This window comes from Candidatus Methylacidiphilales bacterium (genome assembly GCA_030054035.1).
Lineage (GTDB): Bacteria > Pseudomonadota > Gammaproteobacteria > JASGCS01 > JASGCS01 > JASGCS01.
In genome coordinates, this window is sequence record JASGCS010000010.1 from 13,330 (window position 1) to 35,638 (window position 22,309).

Here is a 22,309-nt window from a genome sequence, read left to right on the forward strand (position 1 = left end):
ATATTTATGCTAACTGAAAAAGTAATTGAGAGAGATAACTCTCAAGAAAGATTTATACCATATAACTACAGTTCATTTAATGATAGAGATATTATTTTATTTTTTCTTGGAGAACTAGGGTTTGGATTAGTTCAAAAATTATCTTCACAGAAAATAACTGGTGTTTCATCCAGAATGTTGTATGAAATTCTTGGTGATATGTGGGTAGTAAAAAGAAATCCATATATTCAAGAAGATTTAATTACAAATTCTAAACGTCGTACCATGCTGCTTAATGCTCTAAAACATAGACTTGAGCAAATGAAAACCAGGGCTAACGGCAATACCAGCGCGCTACATTTAATCGAACTAACTAATACTACTATTAATTCCTTTTCTGATTGGTTATGTAATTACCACCATAAAAGGGAATTAATCATTTCACGATTATCTACTGTTATTGATATTAAAAATATTGATTGCACTCCTTATGCTCGGGTAAGTTCATGTACTGACGCTACGGATTGGAGATATGCCATGCCAATGCTAGTGGTTAATCCTGATACAGAAAAAGAAATCGCTGGAGTGATTTCAATTTGCAAATCTTTACAATTAACGGTCATCGCCAAGGGAGGTGCAACTGGCTATCATGGAGGAGTTGTTCCTTTATCAGAACAAAGCGTTGTACTTTCTTTAGAAAAATTGTTAACCATACGCCCTGTTTCAGTTATTGCTACTAGTCAGAATAGACTTATTGCTTCAATTGAAGTTGGTGCTGGTGTGGTCACCAAAAGAGTTTCTGAATTAGCTAATCTTCACGGTTTTGTTTTTGCTGTTGACCCTACCTCACAAGATGCTTCAACGATCGGAGGGAATATTGCCACTAATGCCGGAGGTAAAAAAGCCTTGCTCTGGGGCACTGCACTTGATAATCTGCTAAGTTGGAAAATGATTGATGCGAATAGTAATTATGTGGAAATATTTCGCAACAATCATAATTATGCAAAAATACATGATCAAGAACTTGTTGAGTTTACTATAAAAACAACTTCAATTACAGGTAAATTACTAGAGACAAAAACTATTCAAATACCAGGTCGTGATATTAGAAAGGAAGGGCTCGGAAAAGATGTAACCAAAAAACATTTATGTGGCTTACCTGGTATTCAAAAAGAAGGTTGTGATGGGGTAATTGTTTCTGCAGTTTTTATATTACACCAAAAATACAAATATACCAAAACTATCTGTCTTGAATTTTATAGTTCTGATATGGCTGCCTCGGTTTCTTGTATAGCGTTGTTAAAAGATTCAAACAGTTCATTCAAAAATGTTTATCTTTCTGCATTAGAACATTTAGATCATTACTATATCGCAGCGGTTGGATATAGTCCAAAGGGCAAACAAACTAATAAACCTAACATGCTTTTATTATTAGACGCAGTAAGTGATGATGAAGTTGAGTTATCTAAATACTGTGATTTTGTCCAATCAATAGTGAGTTCCTACCAAGTATCATCGTATGTTGCGGTTTCGCCTGAAGCCCGAGAGAGATTTTGGTTGGATAGAAAACGCACTGCAGCGATCGCTAAACATACTAACGCTTTCAAATTAAATGAAGATGTGGTAATTCCATTACCTAGGCTGGTAGATTATTCGGCTGGGATCAGAGCAATTAATACTGAAATGATCATTCTTAATAAACAAGTTATCTGCCGTCAATTATTAGCCGCTCTTGAACCGGATACCCTTTATTCTTTTTTACCTGCTACTATTGATGAGGAATTTAAGCAAGAGTGTCTTGAAAAGATCTTAAAAGCGCAAGCTATTACCAATGAATTATTAAAATTATATTCTGAACAAATTGAGTTTATTACTAATCATACTCAAACCACCCAACTTACTAAAATATCAATTAATAAACATTTGTTAGGTCCAATATATGAATTATTTTCAGGTGAGGTATTTAATGATTTTAGAAATTATTTAGTTACACTCCATAAACAAGTTTTGCGTAAACGATTATTTATCGCGCTTCATATGCATGCTGGTGATGGTAATGTCCATAGTAATATTCCAGTTCATTCAGATGATCCACATATGATGAACCAAGCCCAACAAATGGCAGAAAGGATAATGAAGCTTGCGGTTTCACTCGATGGAGTTATTTCAGGAGAGCATGGCATTGGTATTACTAAGATTTCCTTTCTACAGCCAGATGAAATTGTAGCTTTTAAAGAATACAAATCCCACGTAGATCCAGAAGATGTTTTTAACCGAGGTAAACTTACTAAGGTTACCCAACTAACACAATGTTACACTCCATCCTTTCAGTTATTACGACAAGAATCAATCCTTTTAGAAGAGAGTGAGCTTGGCGCGCTTAATGACATGATAAAAAATTGTCTTCGTTGTGGTAAATGTAAACCAGTATGTGCCACCCATGTTCCCGAAGCAAATTTGTTATATTCTCCGCGCAATAAAATTATCGCTTCAAGCGCTTTAATTGAGGCATTCCTATATGAAGAACAAACCAGACGAGGCATTTCAATTAATCATTTTTCATCGTTGTTAGAAGTTGCCGATCATTGTACCGTTTGTCACAAATGTGAAGCCCCTTGTCCGGTAGATATAGACTTCGGTGATGTGACCATGTTACTTAGAAAAATATTAAGAAAAAATAAAAAATATCCATTTCGTTTTCTACCCTTTATGTTACATTGGTACCTTTCCCTAAAAAATGAACAATTAGTACATCTACTCTACTCATTGGTTATCAGAGTTGCAATGAAATCTCAAGCCTTGATTGCTACGTTGTATTCTTACCTACCAAATTCAATGCGCGCTTTTGTTAAAAATCCTCCCCCAACTAATAAAAACCCATCTACACCAACAGCCGTCATTCATTTTATTTCGAGGCCGTTGCCGAGCTCATTGCCTGCCCAACCGATGCGAGTATTATTAGGGGTATCAGATCAAAATTATATTCCGGTATTTAAAAATCCAAAAATAGAAAGTTCAAAAAGTGTTTTTTATTTCCCCGGCTGTGGCTCAGAACGATTGTATAGTACGATTGGGTTAGCTACTATTGCATTGTTATATGACGCTGGTGTTCAGGTAGCATTACCGCCAGGGTATTTATGTTGTGGCTATCCACAGCGTGCTTCTGGACATGATTCACAATCAAAAGAAATCATCGCACAAAACCGGGTTTTATTTCATAGGATGTCAACTTCATTGAACTATTTAAACATCTCTTCGGTGATAGTTTCTTGTGGGACCTGTTATGATCAACTTGAATTATATCAACTAGACAAAATATTTCCCGATGCAAATCTAATTGATATACATGAATATGTATTTACCTTAGATGAATTTAGATTGCGCCATGAGAAATCGTTAGCGGGCACCCAAGGTGAAAGATATCTCTACCATAATCCTTGCCATTCTCCAATTAAGAACAATGATCCGCTAAAACTTGCTACAGAGTTACTTAATGCATCGCAAGTTGTCGCTACTCCTCGTTGTTGTGGTGAGTCAGGAGCATTTGCATTTGAACGCCCAGATATTGCAACCCAAGTTCGTAAAAGTAAAATTAATTCTTTACAACAATCATTACAATCGCTAGACCAACCAGCTAAAACAAAAACTACGGTTTTAACCAGTTGTCCAGCTTGTCATCAGGGAATTAGTAGATTTACAAATGAACTTCCCATTGAGTCCGAATATATTGTCGTTGCTTATGCAAATCGAATCTATGGAGAAAATTGGAAAGAAAATTTTGTTAATCGCGTGCGATCTGAAAATGGTCTAGAGAAAGTATTACTTTAATATTAAAAATCTTGTAGTACTAAATTAACTGAAGTATTTCTTTTAATCCGATTGTATTCTAAAACCCCATCCTTGGTACCCATCAGCATGATATCTGCTGGATGGTGGGTAAACAAACCATTGGTAACTACGCCTTCTATTGAATTTAAGTACAATTCTAGTTGCTTAGGATTTGTTGTATCTAATCCCCGAACATCTATAATTAGATTTCCATATTCAGTTTTATATCCTTCCCTAGGGTAGCATATACCTCCAAGTTCAGTGATTTTTTTATTTACTAATGGTAAACTCATTGGAATAATTTCCAAAGGTATTGGAGATGAGAATTCTTTTACTAATTTAGTTGTGTCGACTATGCAAATAAATTTTTGCGCCATGGCTACTAAAATCTTTTCACCAGTTAAAGCGCCACCACCGCCTTTAATCATTTCAAAATTGTGATTGATCTGATCCGCTCCATCAATGTAGAGGTGGATTTTTGAAATGGAGTGGAGGGGATATGGAGTAATGCCTACTTGTAAAAGCTTCTCCGTGGTTTGTGCTGAGCTAGAAACTACACCATCAATATCATGTATCACTGAAGTTAACAATGGGATTAGTTCGTTTACTGTTGTTCCCGTACCAATACCGATAACCATGTTGTGCTTAATATACTCCAATGATTTTTTTGCTGCCAATTTTTTTAAGGCATTAACTTCGTTTGGATTTAAGGTTAGTCCAGATATATGAGGTAATTTAGGTAACGTAGCGTCGTTTTCATAGCTTACCTTATTAGGATTTATGACATTAATTTCTGGGTTATCTCTTATACTTTTATTTTGTCTAGCCATTTTTTGGCTATCAACAAAACTAAAGTCTGAGGTGTTTTTAGGAGGGGAGTTTTTTCTTTCTGACATTACAATAGTACACTATAATTTTATCACAAGGTTATAATACCTGCATGCAAGATTCTTTATTTATAAAGATACTAAATGCTCATCTTGGAAGAGCAAAGGTTTCTCGAGTGGACCATGCAGAATTGCTCAGTGCAAAGCTTGGAAAAAAAGTACTTTTAAAGCGGGAGGATACTCAAATATGTAACTCCTTTAAACTTAGGGGCTCATTTAATAAGGCATGGCACATCTCGCAAGGTAACCCCCGTGCGGTGTTTTGTTGCGCTTCGGCAGGAAACCACGCACAAGGAGTGGCACTAGCCGCTCAAATATTAGGGCATCGTGCAGTTATCGTTGTTCCTACCATTACCCCTACAATAAAACTCGAAGCTATCAAGCGACTTAACGCTACGGTTTTACAAAAAGGAGAAAATTTTGATCAAGCCTACCAGTATGCCTGTGCGTTAAGTAAAAAAAACCGTTATGCCTATATCCATCCCTATGACGACGAATTGGTTATTGCTGGCCAAGGTACGGTAGGATTAGAGATTCATCAACAAATCAAAGATCCATTAGACACGGTGTTCGTTCCAGTTGGAGGTGGTGGGCTTCTCACTGGAGTTGCGGTAGCATTAAATAAACTTAGACCTTCAACTACGATCATTGCGGTAGAAGCTAATGATTCAGCTGGCTATGCAAGTGCACTTAAAGCACGAAAAAGAATTGTACTTCCTAGCGTGGGGTTATTTGCAGACGGCACGGCAGTTAAACAAGTTGGTCGTTTAGCTTGGAAATACGCAATGCCATTGGTAAAAAATTCTATTACCGTAACCACTGATGAAATTTGTAGTGCGATTAAAATTCTATTTGAAGAAACCAGAGCTATGGTAGAGCCTGCTGGCGCTTTGAGTTTAGCTGGATTGATGAAATACTATAATAAAAAGCACGTTAAACGACCTGGTGCGGCGTTAGCTATTATTAGCGGAGCGAATTTAAATTTTAACCAATTAAGGTTTATCTCAGAAAGAACTCAAGTGGGTGAAAGAAGCGAAGCTATATTTGCGGTTACCATTCCCGAAAAGCAAGGTTCTTTTTTACGACTCGCGCGCTTGTTAGGTAAAATTAAAATTACTGAATGTAATTATCGTTATACTGGTCAGAAATATGCAAGGGTATTTTGTGGTCTAGAAATTGATGACAGCTCAAAAAAATTCAAAGAGTTAATTAAAAGACTATCCCATAATGATTTTCAAACCAACATGCTCACCGATAGCGATATTGCAAAAACTCATGTGCGCTATATGGTTGGTGGAGTTTCCAAGGTGCCCGAGCGAGTTTACAGATTTGAATTTCCCGAAAAACCCGGCGCCTTACTTAACTTCCTAACTCAGATACATGCCGGGGGTTGGAATATCAGTTTATTCCATTATCGAAATCATGGTTCAGATTATGGCAGAGTGCTCTGTGGTTTTCAGGGGGTTGAAAATAGTAATAAATTTATTCTCTCGTTGGGGAAGCTTAATCTAGAAGCAAAAGATATTACCGATGAATTAAGCTACCAACTTTTTTTAAAATCTGATCATTGATAGTTATTGCAACTGTAGGGGTGAGTATCATATCAAGGGGCACATCATGTTTTTCAGGTGCAATTACCTTTGCCGGTAACACTTGCCAGTCATAACAACAGCCTACAGTAATCGTTGATGCAGTGTTACCTGCTAATGCTCTATCGTAGTACCCATAGCCACTGCCAACTCTATTTCCCAAACAATCAATGGCGATGAGAGGTATAAAAATCACATCTAAGTTAGAAATTGTAATTTTCCTTCCGCTAATTTTTTTACCTGGCTCATAAATCCCAAACTGATTTTTAACCAGCGCTTCACCTACATTCCATTTAAAAAAAACCAAAGACGAGTCAAAGGTAACTGGTAAATAAATCGTTTTGGTAAAATTATATAATGTGGTTAAGGTGTTTAATTCATTTTTAAACGGAACATAGCTTGCGATAGTTTTGGCGTGGGTTAGTATAGAAAGTAAATGACCGGTAACACTGTTCGGCAATAATTGAGCACAATGGTTTTGGTAAGATGGAGTTATTTTATTTCTGATACTTTGAATTTTCTTACGAAGGATTTCTTTTGAGTATGAACTATTCTTCAAAAGATTTTTTTAAGTTCGCAATGGTATTAGTGATGGTGATTCCAAGCTCTTGTTCTTCTGAAACTAACTCTGCTAATAACTCTTTAGTTTTTTGTAAATCAAAAATTTCTTTTGCTAGGGTTAAGCTAATCAGTGGAAATAATTGATTGATAGGAATATTGCCATTTTCGTTTAATTTTTTTGCTTCATTTTCAATGTAGGTTACCAGATCTCGCAAGAGTTCTTGCTCTTCAGGTAAACAACTTACCCTAAGTTCTTGAGAAAGGATTTGAATATTAACTTTTACTTTCTCGGTCATTGGCCGAGCTCACGATATCTGCTAATCATATGATCAATTCTGTCATTGGCTTTTTCTAATTTTCTAAAGAGGATATCGTTTTCGGCATGCAACTCTAAGTTGCGGTCCTTTAATTTTTTTGTTTGCGCACCTAAAAAAATAGCCAAGTCTACTAAACGCTTTATTTCATTTATAAACTTAGTATGTTCTTCTGTGTTCAAGATTTGCGTCTCCTGTTTTTTATTTTATCATATTCGTAATGACAAAATATCATGTAATTTCAATACTTTAGACTTTATTTGTTCAGGAGTTTCTTCGGTGTCAATAGTTAATTCTGCGAGCGCGAGATAGTCAGCAAGGGGTGGCTGGGCTGCGATGGCTTTTTTCGCTAGGGTTTGTGTCATGGAGTCGCGCTGTATCAACCGTTGCTCCCTGACTTTTTCACTTGCTTTAACGACAATTATAGCTAGTGCATCATTCCAGTAATTTTTGTCAATGAGCAAAGGAATTGAGAGAATGCAATAGGGGCTTTTCGCTTGCCTGATGGCTAAGCGTGCCGAATCTCTAACATAGGGATGGATAATAGATTCCAATCTCATTTTAAAGTAAACACTGGTCAGCATCAGTGATTTTACTAGCGTTCGCTTTAGTTCTCCATTGGTGTCAAAATAATCATCATTGAGCAGTTCTTTAAGTTCCATCCAACAAGCGGTGCGGGGTTTTTGCACCTCTTTGGTAATGTGGTCTACATCTATACAATTGATTCCTAACTCAATAAAATACTTTTCGATGGTACTTTTACCACTCGCAATTGGGCCACATAAAATAACAAAATGATCAGACATAGTGTACTATTATAGGTGTGATTAGCTTTTTTCCCTTACCTGCCAATATAGGCATTGAGCCAAGTCAGTTGTGGCTCTATGTATCTATTGAAAAACAAAGCCTAATGTTATTAGAGGGGATTGTCGTTAAAAAACAATACCAAATATCAACATCAAAATTTGGTATTGGTAATCAGCAAGGTAGTTATAAAACCCCGACTGGCTGGCACGAAATTGCAGAATGCATAGGTCATCATGCTTCTCTTGGTGAAATTTTTAAATCAAGAATAAGTACCGGGCAATTGTATAGTAATGCAACTGAGAAGAACGAGGATAGTATTACGACAAGAATACTTTGGCTACGAGGGTTGGAACATGGTTTAAATGTTGGCGAAGGTATTGATAGTTATGATCGATTTATTTACATTCATGGCACTAATCAAGAACAGTTGATTGGCACACCTGCATCGTTTGGTTGTGTGCGCATGGGAAATAGTGATATTGCCGAAATGTTTCCAATTGTTAATGTTAAAATGTTGGTACTCATCTCTCAATAATCAATGTCCAAATCTATGCCGAATGATAATCAAAAAAACTCAAAAAAACCATTAGGTTTTTCCACTCGAGCTATTCGGGTGGGATGGCGCAGATCGCATCGAGATGCCCATCATGACCCATTAATTCTCACCTCAAGTTTTAGATTTGAGAGTGCGGAAGATGGAGCAGATCGATTTGCTAAACGCAGCTCAGGTGATATTTATACTAGGTTCACTAATCCTAATTGCACCATACTTGCAGAAAAGATTGCTAGTTTAGAAGGAGCGCAGTGTGCTGTAACTACAGCAACTGGAATGGCTGCGATCAATGCATGTTTTTTAGGGCTATGCGGAGCTGGAGATCATGTGGTAGTTGCTGAAGATGTTTTTGGAGGCACTTCTACTCTCGTTGATACCTATTTACCAAAATATGGAATTGAAGTCACCCGAGTGCCAGTTGATTCATTAGATTTGTGGCGCAGTTCAATTAGAAAAAATACCAAGCTATTTTTTTTAGAGTCACCTACCAATCCACTGCTTAAGGTTGCCGATATTCCAGGCATTGCTCAAATTGCAAAAAATCACAAAATTATTGTAGTTGTTGATAATTGCCTTCCTACTCCCGCGCTGTCACAACCCTTGTCACTCGGTGCTACCATCATCACGCATTCTGGTACTAAGTTTCTTGAGGGCCATGGACGCACCTTGGGCGGAGTTATTGCTGGACCATCCGATTTGGTTGGTGAAGTGATTTACCAATTTATCAGAAATAGTGGGCCGAGTTTGAGCCCATTCAATGCTTGGGTAATCTCAAGTGGATTATCTACGCTTGAGCTTAGAATGAATGCAATGAGTGCCAATGCATTACGAATTGCCGAGTTTTTATTAACACAACCAAATGTTTCTAAAGTACATTATCCGACCCTGCCAGGAAACAAATTTTCTACCCTCTGTGCTGCTCAAATTAAATCAGGAACTCCTCTAGTTAGTTTTGTTTGTAATGGAGGTAGAGAAAAGGCTTTTTCTTTTTTGAATAAGTTGGAAATTATCTCGTTATCTGCAAATCTTGGTGATGTTAAAACCATGGCCACCCATCCAGCCACCACCACGCATGCGCGTTTACGCGATGAACAGAAACTAGCGTATGGGATTGAAGAGGGGCTGATTAGAATTTCTGTCGGGCTTGAAACAGTCTCGGATCTTGTTGATGATATTAGCTCAGCGTTGGCTTAGATACTTAAAAATCCCGAACTCTGCTTTTCAAGTAATAGGTTTTGGTAAAAAGGCCATAATGAGTCTGGGGTTGGATATTGTTTTAAATCACTACCCGGATGACTTTGTTGTCTTTCTGGGCATTGAAGTTTAGGCACTGCGATTCCGTAGATTAATAATTTCTCTTCAAAAATGCGTTCTTCAATATAAGAACGCAATCCACTTTGGGCTATACTCAGCGCACCCCAATAGTGCTTAGGGGTTTCTGAGTGATGATAAAAAATACTAGCTTGATGATGAGCAAATAATGGGATAATTTTTAGATCTAATAAAAAAATAGTGTCTAAATAAATATTAAAAATTTGTTTCCACTCTGCAAAACTTAGCTCTTGCAGCGGAGCTAATGTACCAGTAGTTATATTACAATGAAATAAGGCCTCGGGAATTAAAGATTCTTTTTGAAGTTGCACCGCGATCTTTTCTACTTGCAATTCTGTCCCATCAAGTACCTCAATTAGTATGGCATCTTGCAGCTCTTCACTGAGTTGTTCTAAACTACTTTTGTTTTGATCAAGGCCAATAACTAAACCTTGTTTAGATAAATTTTTACAGAGCATTGTACCAATTGAGCTACCGGCTCCATTTACTATATAGGTGGGTTTTTTCATATTAATGCTAAAAGCTCTATTGGAGATTGAATGGTAAAATTTGCATTCCATTGTATTGATTCGCCTATTGGGGCGTAACCATAGGCAGCCAGCACGGTTATTACCCCAGCAGATCTACCTGCCTCAATGTCTCTTTTATCATCACCAGTAAAAATACACTGGTTAGGAGTAACTTCCGCAATCGTACAAGCTTGGTAGATCATTTCTGGATCTGGTTTTCCAACACTAACATTATCTCGGCATACGATAGCATCCATACATTTGTCTATCCCGAGATAGGTAAGTATCGGCAAAGTAAACTCTGATTGTTTATTGGTCGCAATACCAATTTTAATTTTTCTCTTCTTTAACTGAGTGATAAGCTCTTCCACTCCCTCAAATAGTACTGTATTATAAAAAAGATTTTCTCTATAAATTTTGAAAAATTCTTGCCGCTGTTTTTCTATTTCTATGTCGCTTAGTTCAGGGCAGGCGAGTTTAATCATCGCACCTGCACCACCAGAGACATATGCTTTGGTTTCTGCTTCAGCTACTGGCGATTGTTTATTTTTTGCAAGAAGTAAGTTTAATGTGGTATTTAAACTAGCGTTGGAATCGAGCAAAGTTCCGTCTAGGTCAAATAGTGCAAATTGTATTTTGGAATTAGCCATGACTCTTTATGGCATTTTCTGAAATGCTAAAAAATAATTCACATTAGGGACGGCAGTTTTATACCAATAATTTACTAATGGAAGATACCCCATACCTTGTAGTGTAACTAAACGCATTGCATAGTTTGCAGTGAGATCTACAAGTTCAGATGGTTTAATAAAAAAATTATATTGGTGGGTTCTTTTCGGCACTAGAGAGAGTAGGTATTCAGCTATTACAATCGCCTGCATGAAACTTTGCGGCGTTCTGTTTATGGTGGTGATGCAAAGGTAGCCATTGGGTTTGAGTATAGAAGATAGATTGTGCAAGCACTGTGGAAGCTCTTTTGGTGAAATATGCTCTAACACTTCAAATGCAACAATACAATCAAAAGGTTCTTGAGTTTGAAAATTAACTTGATTCATAGATGAAGTGGTTAGATAGGTAATAGGTAATAATTGATTCTCGTTATGTTTTTTGGCAATATCAATCATCGCTTCACTTTCGTCAATACCAGTTACCTGTGCTCCGAGTTTTGCCAGTGATTCAGAGCTTAGACCTCCACCACAGCCAAAATCCAGTATCTTTTGGTTTTTAATTTCAATTAATTTTTGCACCATCGAAATCCTGAAAGAATTCATACTATGAAGTGCTGAAAAACTTCCTTTTTTTTCCCAGTATTCATGGGCTAATCTATCAAAACTATGGGGGTGCATGTATTGGTTATATGATAAAATACAGACTAAATTTAAGCTATTTTACCTCATTTTATGAATTCCAAGCAACCAGATAAGCTAATCGGTCAGATTGTAACTGTAGATGTAAGCGCAGAGATGAAGCAGTCTTACTTGGATTATGCCATGAGTGTAATTATTGGTAGGGCATTGCCCGATGTTTACGATGGGCTTAAGCCTGTGCATCGCAGAGTACTTTATGCAATGCATCAGATTGGTAATAACCATACCAAGCCTTACAAAAAATCAGCCTCTGTGGTTGGAGATGTATTGGGTAAATATCATCCCCATGGTGATAGTGCAGTGTATGACACCATTGTCAGGCTCGCGCAACCCTTCTCTATGCGATATTTACTCATCGATGGACAAGGTAATTTTGGAAGCGTTGACGGAGATTCAGCTGCCGCCATGCGTTATACCGAAATCAGAATGGAAAAAATTGCTCAGGAGTTGCTCGAAGATATTGACAAGGAAACAGTAGATTTTGTCCCAAATTACGATGGTTCATTAGTTGAGCCAGTGGTATTCCCAACTAAACTTCCCAATTTATTAATTAATGGCGCGAGTGGAATTGCAGTTGGTATGGCAACTAATGTCCCCCCACACAATCTTTCTGAAGTGGTTGATGGGCTGCTGGTATTGATTAATAATCCAGCAGTTAGTATAGATGAGTTAATTAAAATTATTCCAGCCCCTGACTTTCCAACTGGTGGAATTCTCATGAGCATGTCTGGTGTTCGTGAGGCATATCATACCGGGAGGGGCAAGGTTGTGATTAGATCTAAATGCCACATTGAAGAAGAAAAAGATCGTTCAAGAATTATTGTTTCTGAAATTCCTTACCAAGTCAACAAAGCTCGATTGTTGGAAAAGATTGCTGAACTAGTGAGAGATAAAAAAATTGAAGGTATCTCAGAAATTCGCGATGAGTCAAATAAACAAGGCATACGAGTAGTGATAGTACTGCAACGCGGTGAACGCGCTGAATTGTTACTAAATAATTTGTACACCCACACGGCATTGCAAAGCTCATTTTCATTTAATATGGTTGCGCTTTTGGACCGCCAACCAAAACTTCTTAATCTTAAGCAAATCCTCGAAGCGTTTTTAGAACATCGTCGAAGCATAATTACAAAACGGACTATTTTTTTACTCCGTCAAACAAGGGCGCGTACACATATTTTAGAAGGTTTAGCGGTTGCGGTAGCCCACATTGATGAAGTGGTTACATTAATAAAGACTTCAGCAAACCCTACGATTGCCAAAGAACGGCTCATGCAAACCGCTTGGACCACAAAGGCATTATCAACATTGCTTTCACTTCAAGATTATCCAATTGCCAGACCCGAAGACCTACCGAGCAACTTTGGCGTGATTGAAAAAAATGGTAAACAATGGTATGCATTGTCTGAAACCCAAGCCCAATCAATACTAGAGTTACGCTTACAGCGATTAACCCAACTTGAACATGAAAAAATTATTACTGAGTACAAGGAATGTTTACAATCGATTAAAACCTATTTGGAATTATTGGCTAATCCTAACACCCTGAGAGATTGTATCGTTTCTGAATTACAAGAAATCAAAAAAAATTATGGTGACCCAAGGCGATCTGAAATTTCGCATGAGACTACGGAAATAAACCTAGAAGATTTAATTAAAGATGAAGAGCGCTTAATTACCTTATCCCATAAGGGCTATTGTAAAACCCAACTTACTGAAGAATTTCGTGCTCAGCGTCGTGGCGGGAGAGGTAAATCAGCCAGCGCAGTTCGCGAAGAAGATTTTATTGAGCATTTATTAGTGGGTACCAGTTTAAGTACATTACTTTGTTTTAGTAATTTTGGTAAAGTCTATTGGATCAAAGTACATGAGCTGCCTGAAGCGAATCGAATTGCTCGGGGTAAGCCGATATCAAATTTGATTAATCTTGAAGAAGGAGAGACAGTAAGAGCGATGCTCTCTGTGGCTGATTTTACTTCTGGGTTAAGTATACTTATGGTTACCAAAAAAGGATTCATCAAAAAAGTTGCCATCGATGAATTTGCCAAACCGAGAAATAGCGGTAAGATTGCTATTATGTTAGAGCCAGGAGATTTTCTTTCCCGAGTTACAAAGTTAGACACAAAAGATAATGACATTATGATTGTGACTAGTGAAGGGAGAGCGGTGCGATTTATGGGTTCTCAAGTTAGAGTTATGGGAAGAAGTGCAAGAGGTGTGCGTGGAGTAGCCATGGAATCTGATACTGCAGAGGTGGTTGGGCTTGAAAATATTGACATAACAAAACAAATTATCGTGGTTACTGAACAAGGATTCGGTAAAAAATTAGATTTAGAAGAGTTTAAGACAAAAAATCGTGGCGGAAAAGGTGTTGCGGTAATTCCGAGCGAAAAACGCAAAGGTAAATTAGTTGGGGTATGTCAAGTAACTGATAACGATGACATTATGTTAATTACTGCCTCAGGTATGCTCATCAGAATGTCAGTTTCTTCGGTAACTCAATTTAGTAGAAGTGCAAAAGGTGTGCCATTAGTGAAGTTAGAAGCTGATGATGCACTGGTTGCGCTTGCTCCTATCTATGACGCAGAGTAACTTTAATTTTTCACCTGGCCCATCGCTGTTACCTGAGGCAGTTAAAAAAAAAGCTAAGCAGGCAATGTGGGATTGGTATGTCTCAGGTATATCACCAATGGAAGTTAGCCATCGTAGTCCAAAATTTGTTGCTTTAGTTTCTGAAAACGAACAAAGAATCAGATCGCTATACGGTATTGATGAAAGTTACTTGGTGGTTTTTATGCCCGGTGGTGCCACGATGCAAACCTACGCATGGTGCGCGAATTTATTACGAACTGATGAATGTGCAGATTTTGCCATTACTGGTCATTGGTCAAAAATAGCCTATCAAGAGGCACTGCGTAATAACGCCAAACACCATCAAGCATTTGCAGGTGAAGCCAATGGGTACACTTCTATTAGTGATTGCTCAACATGGAAGTGTAGCTCCATGAGCAGATTTTTGCATTTTGTCGACAATGAAACGGTGCATGGAATTGAATTTACTACACCGCCCACCGCAACAGGAAAAATTCTTATCTCTGATATGTCATCAAATATATTAAGTAGACCATGTAACATATCGTCATATGGTTTAATCTATGCAGGAATGCAAAAAAATATGGGAATCGCTGGCTTAACATTAGTGGTGGTTAAAAAAGAGTTACTTAGCCAATATCCCAGCTATGCACCTTCGCTTCTTTCATATCAATACTGTTACGACAAAAATAATCTCCCCAACACCCCCCCTACTATTTCTCATTATATTTTGTCGCTGTATCTTGATTGGTTTCTTGAATTAGGTGGGTTGTCGGCAGCAGATGAGCAATGTAAAAAAAAATCAGCCATGTTGTATCAAGCCATTGATAATTCAAATGGTTTTTATAAAAATTCAATAGAAAAACCTTTTCGTTCGCGAATCAATGTCACTTTTTCTACACCAACTCCTGAATTAGACGCTCAGTTTGCATCATTTGCCAAGGATTGCGGCATTCACTTTATCAAAGGACATGCAAGCCATGGGGGGCTTCGTGCCAGTATCTATAACGCAATGCCAGAAGAAGGAGTTGAGGCATTGATAGAATGTATGAATAAGTTCAAACAAAGAGCTAGTCTATGAAAACTCTAGCAAGTATTAGGAAAAGTATTGACGAAATTGATAAAGAAATCCTAACCTTTGTTAAGCTTCACAAGAAAACTAAGAAAACTAACATTGATCAGGTGAAAAAATTTAGTGGTCCTTTTCGCTATGTACTAGAAGAGCTTTCCACTTGTTGCACTATATCACCACTCTTAGAAGAGAAACTAATAAAACGCCGCGCATTAGTTACCCAAGCAGGTGAGTGTAAAGAAAAAAAGAAAATATCCTCTTTTAGATTAATGAGAGAGTTTGAGATTCTCTACTCGGCCACTCAATTTGCCAGCAAAAATTCTCTCCCAGTTGCTAATCTTTACAGAGTGTTTCGTGAAATTATCTCCAGTTCACTTGCTCATGAATTGAAACTCGCTAATAGACAATTGCGTTTTCTCTACCTTGGACCGGAAGGGAGTTATAGTCACTTAGCTACCCAGTTATTTATTGGGCGAAGTATTCCCCAAGAACCTATCGCGAGTGTTGAAGTTTTGATTCAAGCAGTGCTTAAAGATGATAATGCGTTTGCAGTATTACCAATTGAAAATTCAACCAGCGGGTATATATTTAACCATAGTGACCTTGTCGTTAAGCCGTTAAAAATATTAGGAGAAATTTTGCTCCCGATCCATCACCATCTATTGTCAAGAGCAAAAAAACTTAGTAATATAAAAACCATCTATGCCCATGAGCAAAGTTTATTGCAATGTAGCGCATGGCTCAAGCGCGCTATTCCAGGGGCCACTATTGTGCCTTGTGCAAGCAACAGCAAAGCAGCAGAGTTAGTAGCAAGAAGCCGCGCTCAAACGGTTGGTGCTATTGCTAGTTTTGGGGCAGCTCAGCATTATCAAATTCCTATCCTCGCATCTAATATCCAAGACTTTGCAAATAACACCACAAGGTTTGTTGTGATTGGGCACGCACAAGATGATTGGTCAAGTAAGCATCTCCCTTTCAAGTCAAGTCTCGTAGTATTATTACCCCATGTTCCTGGCAGCTTACATTCCTTCATTAAAAAACTTAAGTCAACTAATATTACCAGAATTGATTCAAGACCAAATCCACAAAGACCATTTCAGTATCATTTTTATATTGATTTTGAATGCAAAAAACCAAATATTGATATTCATCAAAAGGTAATTAATAAAATTTCAAAACATGTAATTAGAAATTATGGAAGTTACCCTGTAGCTGTGCTGCGACCTAGTGATTTATGAATGATGTAGATACAATAATCCAAAAATATCTTCCACAAAGCATCAGGGAGTTTAAACCCTATCGCCCGGGTAAATCTAGTAACGATTTTACAAAAAAAAAGAAATATATAAAACTTAGTTCAAATGAGTGTGGATACCCTACCGCCCCATTGCTTTTACAATCGTTGCGTCGTTATATCAAACAAGATCGTCTGTCAAGATATCCAGATGATAGTGTAATTGAGTTGCGTAAGGCATTGATGAAAAAACATGACATCTCTAAAGAGCAACTCCTTATTACCAATGGATCTAATGATGCTATTGTAGCTATCGCTCGATTGTTATTAGCATCGGGAGGTGAGGCGATTTGCTCAGATCACTGTTTCGCAGTCTTTCCTTGGATTGTTAATCAACTCGGAAACACCCTTCATCATGTGCCTACGCATAGAACACCACAGCATCCCTTTGCTCAAGATTTAGACGCACTGTATGGTAAGGTTAATCGAGAAACCAGGTTGTTGTATCTCGCCAACCCTGATAATCCAACTGGGTCATACATACCTTCAAAAGTGCTGGTATCCTTTATTAGCTCTCTGCCAAAGTCAACTTTTGTTATAGTAGATCAGGCGTATTTTGATTTTATCAAATCTGAGCCTGCGCTTGACTTTTGCTCACTCATCCATGAGTATCCTAATTGTATCGTACTTAGAACTTTTTCTAAAGCGTATGGACTAGCTCAGTTACGCGTCGGCTATCTTGCCGCTCATGAGTCGTTAGTGGCATTTCTTCGCAGTACTAAATTAGCATTTAGTGTGAATGGATTGGCAATGCATTGTGCAAATGAAGTGTTACATGCACCACAAAATATTAAAAAACAAGTTTCTCAAACTATTGTGCTACGAAAAAATTTAGAAACAATATTTGACGCTCATAGTATTCGCTACGCCCCATCGCAAGGTAATTTTATTTCCTACCATCAAACCCAACAACTTAATTACCACTCACTACTTGATCACGGCATCATCACTCGTGAGCTTAACGAGTACGGCATCGCACCATATTCAAGAATTTCAATCGGCACTCCATCTGAAATGAAAGTATTATTTTCAACCATTAAAAAATTATTAAGTCATGGCTAGAATTACTGTACATCCTTTTTTAAAGCTTAAAGCTAATACTCTTAAAGTACCAGGTGATAAGTCTATATCACATAGAACATTATTGTTAGCTGCGCTGGGTAAATCAAATACCATAGTTCACAATCTATTACTCGGAAGCGATGTGCTTTGCACAAAAGAAATACTAAAACAACTTGGAGTAAGTATTATTGAAGACGGTACTACCATGCAAGTCACTGGGGTAGGATTGCGTGGCTTACGAGCTGCAAGTCAAGATTTACAATGCGGCAATTCTGGCACTGCCATGCGTTTATTAACTGGATTGCTGTGCGCACAAAATTTTCAATCTACTCTAATTGGTGACTCGTCGCTCTCCAACCGACCAATGAAACGAGTGCTTACTCCACTTCAATCTATGGGCGCGAATATCAATGCACGACAAGGCGAGTATGCGCCATTAGTTATTAATCCTGTTACAGCGTTGCGAGCAATTCAATACCAACTTCCTATCGCAAGTGCGCAAGTTAAATCAGCGATTTTATTTGCTGGGCTGTATGCCACAGGAACTACCTCAGTAACTGAACCTTTACCAAGCCGATCCCATACTGAAGAAATGTTAATTGATTGCGGAGTGCCTGTAGAGAAAAATGGGTCACAGGTTTCACTGCTTGGACCTGTTGAATCACTGCAACCCCCCAAAGAGTGGACCGTGCCAAATGATATTTCATCAGCGGCGTTTTTTATGATGCTACCAACCATACTCCCTAACACTACAATGACTTTCCTTAATATATCAATTAGTCCAAGTAGAAATGGTATTTTAGAATTTTTAACCAAGCTCGGAACCAGTGTCACTATTCTAAAAAAAACCGAGACCACTGCCGATGTTACCATTAGTTTCTCAAAATTAACAGAAGCACCAATTTCGTTAGAAGCCCGTACCGTTGCACAAGCAATTGATGAAATACCAATTATTGCGATGATGGCTGCTTGCAGAAATGGGACAACCACGATTAGAAATGCACAAGAACTGCGTGTAAAAGAAAGCGATAGAATTGCAAAAATTGTTGAATGTTTACAAGCATTCGGTTTTTTTGTGCGCGAATTTCCTGATGGTTTTTTGGTGGAAGGTAGCGAAAAATCTATTCCACCCTCAACAGTTAATAGTGGAGGAGATCATAGAATTGCTATGGCCTGCGTTATGATGGCGACGCGTGCTTCAGGGCCGATTATTATTGAAGACACCGATGCTATAGTAACTTCATACCCAACTTTTTTGCAAGATGCTAGAAGGCTTGGCTTTGAATTATATGAAGATCGATAACCCCATTATAACTATTGATGGGAGTGCGGGAGTTGGCAAAGGGACATTAGCAAAGGGACTGGCCAACACATTAAATTGGCAAATCCTAGATTCTGGACTCCTATACCGAATAGTAGCTTTATTTGGCTGGGAAAACTTAAAAACCAATGTTTTTTTCCCAACCTTTAAAATCGTAGATGGTGAGTTGCAGGTTGTTTTTAATGACGAGGCCATTCCATTAATAGAATTGAGAAACGAAGAAATTGGCAAACAAGCCAGCATTTTAGCTAAAAACAATGAGTTACGCCTTTGGTTATTGGCAATCCAGCGGTCCTACGCGACTCCGTCAGGGTTAATAACCGATGGTAGAGATATGGGTACTGTGGTGTTTCCCGAAGCGCAATTGAAGTTCTTTTTAACTGCCAATCCTGAAATATCTGCATTGCGGAGAAAAAAAGAACTTACAGAATACGGGTTTAATGTTAAAATGGAGGAGATTAAAAACGATATTAGCCTTCGGGATTGTCAAGATCGAACGAGAAACGTTGCCCCACTAACTGTAGCGGATGACGCAATAATCATAGATACGAGCAATAAAAATCCTCAAGAAGTTTTATTTGAGGCCCTGTCGTTTTATAATAAAACAGTTTTCTAGGAAAGAATTCTTATTTTAACAACTGTAATGATTAAGGAAATCACTACATATTTACAAACTTATTTAAATTAATATATGAACCAACAAACCTTCTCACAATTATTAGAATCAAGCGATTTACTTAAAAAAATTAAAGCCGGCTCACTTATCAAAGGTAGGATTTTGAAAGTGTTACCTGATGCGGTCATAGTCTATTCTGGATTAAAATCAGAGAGCTACATACCCTTAGAGCAGTTTAAGAACGAACAAGGGGAATACGATGTCAAAGTCGGAGATGAGCTAGAGTTTGTCTTAGAAACCATGGAAAATGGTTACGGTGAAACAAAATTATCACGAGAAAAAGCCAAGCAAGTCAGAAGCTGGATAGCGATTAAAGAATCTTTTAAACTTGACGAAACTGTTGAGGGTTATGTAGTTTCAAAGGTCAAAGGGGGCTTTACAGTAGATTTACAGGGCCTGACAGCTTTTTTACCTGGCTCCTTATCAGACATACGACAAGGTAAAGAAATGCTTAATTTAGAAGGCAAAACTCTAAGGCTTAAAATTGTTAAAATTGATGAAAAGCGAAACAATGTCGTGGTCTCCCACAGAAGTATTCTTGAAGAGCAGAAACAATCAGACTCCAAGGAAGCTTTTGATCATCTATTTGAAGGAAAAGTGGTCAAAGGACTGGTTAAAAACCTTACCGAATATGGGGCGTTCGTAGATTTAGGCACTATTGATGGTCTGTTACATATCACTGACATGAGATGGAGCAGGGTAAACCATCCTTCAGAAGTTGTCAAAGTTGGCGAAGAAATCGAATTAGTAGTTCTCAAGTTTGAAAAAGAAAAATCCCGAGTTTCGCTTGGTTTGAAACAACTCACGGTAGATCCATGGGAAAGAGCCAGTAAGATTTACAATGTTGGAGACCAGTTAGAATCACAGGTTAGCACTGTTACAGATTACGGCTGTTTTGTTAGTCTTGATGATGGCGTAGAAGGGTTAGTCCATGTTTCTGAAATGGATTGGTTTAATAAAACAATTAATCCAAATAAAATCGTGAAAAAAGGTGACACTATCCATGTTCAGATTTTAGAAATTGATCAGGAAAGGCATAGAATCTCCCTTGGCATGAAACAATGCACTGCTAATCCTTGGGAAGAGTTTGGTAAGAAGCACAGTCGTGGAGATAAAATTACTGGAGTGATTAAGTCTATTACTGAATTTGGTTTATTCGTTTCCCTTGACGGTGATTTGGATGGGTTAATTCATCTTTCAGATTTATCTTGGACCAGGCCTCCAGAAGAAATGATACTTGAGTACAAAAAAGGACAAGAGATTGAAGTGCAGATTTTAAATATTGATGTTGAAAATCAAAAAATTTCAATTGGCGTTAAGCAACTTGTTGGCGATCCATTGGTCCAGTTTGCAGACAAATATCCTAAAAATTCACTGGTCAAAGGCGTGGTTCAGGCAATGGATGACAAAAAAATCACCATCCTACTTCCTAATGATGTTAAAGGCACCATTAAAGCCAATGAACTTTTTAATCGTGATACGCAAGCATTTCAAGTTAGACAAGGCGACGAGATTGAATGTAGGGTAGTGGGTGTTGATAGGAAATTTGGTTTAGTCCAGCTCTCATATAAATTAGCTCAAGAAGCCAGTTCGCAAGAAATAAAAGACTTTAAAACTGCCCAATCAAAACAAAAGGGAACAACTATTGGCTCAATGATAAAAGAACAACTCGGTTTTGGCAAAGACAAACCTTAGGGGTAATGCATAACAATAAAGTCATAGAGGAACTTAAAAAATTTCATCCCCAAATCTCTGAGGATGAATTGGTGCACTTTGTAGACTTAATTGTTAAAATAATTAAAAATTATCTTAAGGATGGTAATCGTATTGAGATAAGAGGTTTTGGTGTGTTTCTCCGAAAAACGGTTAAAGCCAGAACTGGTATTAATCCTAAAACCAGACAGCGTTGCAGTTATCCTGAAACAAAAACCCCCCAATGTAAAATTAGCAAGCAAATTCTAATTGAAATTCAAAAAAATCAGAAAAAGTAATAAGTAATTTCTCTACGGTTTTGTCATACTAGTGGCAAAAACTAATGAGGAGATTTTATGAAAAATATATGTAATGTATTGGTAGTAATCATGATGCTATTACTTTCACCAAGCTATGCAGTAACCACTGCAACCACTGGAAAAGTAGATATTAATTCTGCAAATGTTCAGGAATTAATGGCTTATTTAGATGGGGTTGGGAAAAAGAAAGCTCAAGCAATAATTGAGTTTCGAAAAATAAAAGGCCCGTACAAGTCAATGCAGGATTTATTAAAAGTAAAAGGATTTTCTAAAAAACTTCTGGAAAAGAATAAAGAAAAAATTGAGGTTCTCCCGATAAAAAATTAACATGTGCTTGACATGGTGCCCTCGGCAGGAGTTGAACCTGCGACCTATCACTTAGGAGGCGATCGCTCTATCCACTGAGCTACGAGGGCCTGTTGAGGCAATTAAGCATTTTATGATTTTTTTGATGGGTGTGTTGGAAGTTATCGTGGTGGTTATGGCAACCTCCTCACTTGAAAGGTTATCCTGTAGATATTGTTGTGATTTTCTGATAGTGTAAGTTGCTTCAG

21 protein-coding genes and 1 tRNA gene are annotated in these 22,309 nt (G+C 37.7%); 13 read left to right on the top strand and 9 right to left on the bottom strand.

Annotated elements, in window-relative coordinates:
• Positions 1 to 6 precede the first annotated feature (6 nt).
• The gene (locus tag QM538_06565; GenBank protein ID MDI9348151.1) at positions 7 to 3,807 is read left to right on the top strand and encodes a DUF3683 domain-containing protein; all 3,801 of its coding nucleotides are present in this window, start codon (positions 7 to 9) and stop codon (positions 3,805 to 3,807) included.
• Between the two features lie 2 nt (positions 3,808 to 3,809).
• Here QM538_06565 and rpiA read toward each other — a convergent pair whose 3' ends face one another.
• Positions 3,810 to 4,703 (bottom strand): ribose-5-phosphate isomerase RpiA, encoded by an 894-nt coding sequence (rpiA, locus tag QM538_06570; GenBank protein ID MDI9348152.1) that lies wholly within the window; start codon positions 4,701 to 4,703, stop codon positions 3,810 to 3,812.
• Positions 4,704 to 4,747: 44 nt separating this feature from the next.
• On the opposite strand from rpiA, the gene ilvA reads away from it, so the two are divergent.
• Positions 4,748 to 6,265 (top strand): threonine ammonia-lyase, biosynthetic, encoded by a 1,518-nt coding sequence (gene ilvA / locus QM538_06575; GenBank protein ID MDI9348153.1) that lies wholly within the window; start codon positions 4,748 to 4,750, stop codon positions 6,263 to 6,265.
• Here the strand turns inward: ilvA and QM538_06580 are convergent.
• From QM538_06580 to coaE, 4 genes are read right to left on the bottom strand one after another with little or no spacing between them, the layout of a single operon-like run.
• Complete coding sequence (locus QM538_06580; GenBank protein MDI9348154.1) at positions 6,219 to 6,842, bottom strand: 5-formyltetrahydrofolate cyclo-ligase; 624 nt, start codon at positions 6,840 to 6,842, stop codon at positions 6,219 to 6,221. The two genes, ilvA and QM538_06580, sit on opposite strands and share 47 nt — an antisense overlap.
• Positions 6,832 to 7,140 (bottom strand): cell division protein ZapA, encoded by a 309-nt coding sequence (locus QM538_06585; GenBank protein ID MDI9348155.1) that lies wholly within the window; start codon positions 7,138 to 7,140, stop codon positions 6,832 to 6,834. The genes QM538_06580 and QM538_06585 overlap by 11 nt, the downstream gene beginning before the upstream one ends.
• Positions 7,137 to 7,340 carry a hypothetical protein gene (locus QM538_06590; protein ID MDI9348156.1) on the bottom strand — a complete coding sequence of 68 codons (204 nt, stop codon included), beginning with the start codon at positions 7,338 to 7,340 and terminating at the stop codon, positions 7,137 to 7,139. Before QM538_06590 ends, QM538_06585 begins: the two co-directional genes overlap by 4 nt.
• A 27-nt stretch (positions 7,341 to 7,367) precedes the next feature.
• The gene (coaE, locus tag QM538_06595) at positions 7,368 to 7,964 is read right to left on the bottom strand and encodes a dephospho-CoA kinase (protein ID MDI9348157.1); all 597 of its coding nucleotides are present in this window, start codon (positions 7,962 to 7,964) and stop codon (positions 7,368 to 7,370) included.
• A 17-nt stretch (positions 7,965 to 7,981) separates the two neighbouring features.
• Between coaE and QM538_06600 the strand changes: the two genes are divergently transcribed.
• Both QM538_06600 and QM538_06605 read left to right on the top strand, forming a co-directional pair.
• The gene (locus QM538_06600; GenBank protein ID MDI9348158.1) at positions 7,982 to 8,500 is read left to right on the top strand and encodes a L,D-transpeptidase; all 519 of its coding nucleotides are present in this window, start codon (positions 7,982 to 7,984) and stop codon (positions 8,498 to 8,500) included.
• 15 nt (positions 8,501 to 8,515) lie between these two features.
• On the top strand, positions 8,516 to 9,712 hold the full coding sequence (locus tag QM538_06605) for an aminotransferase class I/II-fold pyridoxal phosphate-dependent enzyme (GenBank protein MDI9348159.1): 1,197 nt from the start codon (positions 8,516 to 8,518) through the stop codon (positions 9,710 to 9,712).
• Here the strand turns inward: QM538_06605 and QM538_06610 are convergent.
• The 3 genes from QM538_06610 to ubiG are packed head-to-tail and all read right to left on the bottom strand — an operon-like array spanning position 9,709 to position 11,705.
• Entirely contained in the window at positions 9,709 to 10,359 is a 651-nt protein-coding gene (locus QM538_06610; GenBank protein MDI9348160.1) for an SDR family NAD(P)-dependent oxidoreductase, read from the bottom strand. The two genes, QM538_06605 and QM538_06610, sit on opposite strands and share 4 nt — an antisense overlap.
• Positions 10,356 to 11,009, bottom strand: coding sequence for an HAD-IA family hydrolase (locus tag QM538_06615; protein MDI9348161.1), 654 nt, complete (start codon positions 11,007 to 11,009; stop codon positions 10,356 to 10,358). The genes QM538_06610 and QM538_06615 overlap by 4 nt, the downstream gene beginning before the upstream one ends.
• 6 nt (positions 11,010 to 11,015) lie before the next feature.
• Positions 11,016 to 11,705: a bifunctional 2-polyprenyl-6-hydroxyphenol methylase/3-demethylubiquinol 3-O-methyltransferase UbiG gene (gene ubiG, locus QM538_06620; GenBank protein ID MDI9348162.1), complete on the bottom strand. Its 690-nt coding sequence runs from the start codon at positions 11,703 to 11,705 to the stop codon at positions 11,016 to 11,018.
• Positions 11,706 to 11,759: 54 nt separating this feature from the next.
• On the opposite strand from ubiG, the gene gyrA reads away from it, so the two are divergent.
• The 9 genes from gyrA (at position 11,760) to QM538_06665 (ending at position 22,082) form a co-directional block, all read left to right on the top strand.
• The gene (gene gyrA / locus QM538_06625; GenBank protein ID MDI9348163.1) at positions 11,760 to 14,318 is read left to right on the top strand and encodes a DNA gyrase subunit A; all 2,559 of its coding nucleotides are present in this window, start codon (positions 11,760 to 11,762) and stop codon (positions 14,316 to 14,318) included.
• Positions 14,305 to 15,399, top strand: coding sequence for a 3-phosphoserine/phosphohydroxythreonine transaminase (serC, locus tag QM538_06630; protein ID MDI9348164.1), 1,095 nt, complete (start codon positions 14,305 to 14,307; stop codon positions 15,397 to 15,399). Before gyrA ends, serC begins: the two co-directional genes overlap by 14 nt.
• A complete protein-coding gene (locus QM538_06635; GenBank protein MDI9348165.1) occupies positions 15,396 to 16,628 on the top strand; it encodes a prephenate dehydratase domain-containing protein in 1,233 nt (410 codons plus the stop codon). The genes serC and QM538_06635 overlap by 4 nt, the downstream gene beginning before the upstream one ends.
• Complete coding sequence (locus QM538_06640; protein MDI9348166.1) at positions 16,625 to 17,746, top strand: histidinol-phosphate transaminase; 1,122 nt, start codon at positions 16,625 to 16,627, stop codon at positions 17,744 to 17,746. The genes QM538_06635 and QM538_06640 overlap by 4 nt, the downstream gene beginning before the upstream one ends.
• A complete protein-coding gene (gene aroA, locus QM538_06645) occupies positions 17,739 to 19,049 on the top strand; it encodes a 3-phosphoshikimate 1-carboxyvinyltransferase (protein ID MDI9348167.1) in 1,311 nt (436 codons plus the stop codon). Before QM538_06640 ends, aroA begins: the two co-directional genes overlap by 8 nt.
• On the top strand, positions 19,036 to 19,683 hold the full coding sequence (gene cmk / locus QM538_06650) for a (d)CMP kinase (GenBank protein ID MDI9348168.1): 648 nt from the start codon (positions 19,036 to 19,038) through the stop codon (positions 19,681 to 19,683). The genes aroA and cmk overlap by 14 nt, the downstream gene beginning before the upstream one ends.
• 75 nt (positions 19,684 to 19,758) lie before the next feature.
• The gene (rpsA, locus tag QM538_06655) at positions 19,759 to 21,438 is read left to right on the top strand and encodes a 30S ribosomal protein S1 (GenBank protein MDI9348169.1); all 1,680 of its coding nucleotides are present in this window, start codon (positions 19,759 to 19,761) and stop codon (positions 21,436 to 21,438) included.
• A gap of 5 nt (positions 21,439 to 21,443) precedes the next feature.
• On the top strand, positions 21,444 to 21,734 hold the full coding sequence (locus tag QM538_06660) for an HU family DNA-binding protein (GenBank protein MDI9348170.1): 291 nt from the start codon (positions 21,444 to 21,446) through the stop codon (positions 21,732 to 21,734).
• Between the two features lie 57 nt (positions 21,735 to 21,791).
• The gene (locus QM538_06665; protein MDI9348171.1) at positions 21,792 to 22,082 is read left to right on the top strand and encodes a helix-hairpin-helix domain-containing protein; all 291 of its coding nucleotides are present in this window, start codon (positions 21,792 to 21,794) and stop codon (positions 22,080 to 22,082) included.
• A 13-nt stretch (positions 22,083 to 22,095) separates the two neighbouring features.
• On the opposite strand, the gene QM538_06670 is transcribed toward QM538_06665, so the two are convergent.
• Positions 22,096 to 22,171: transfer RNA gene (locus QM538_06670), tRNA-Arg, on the bottom strand.
• Between the last annotated feature and the right edge of the window lie 138 nt (positions 22,172 to 22,309).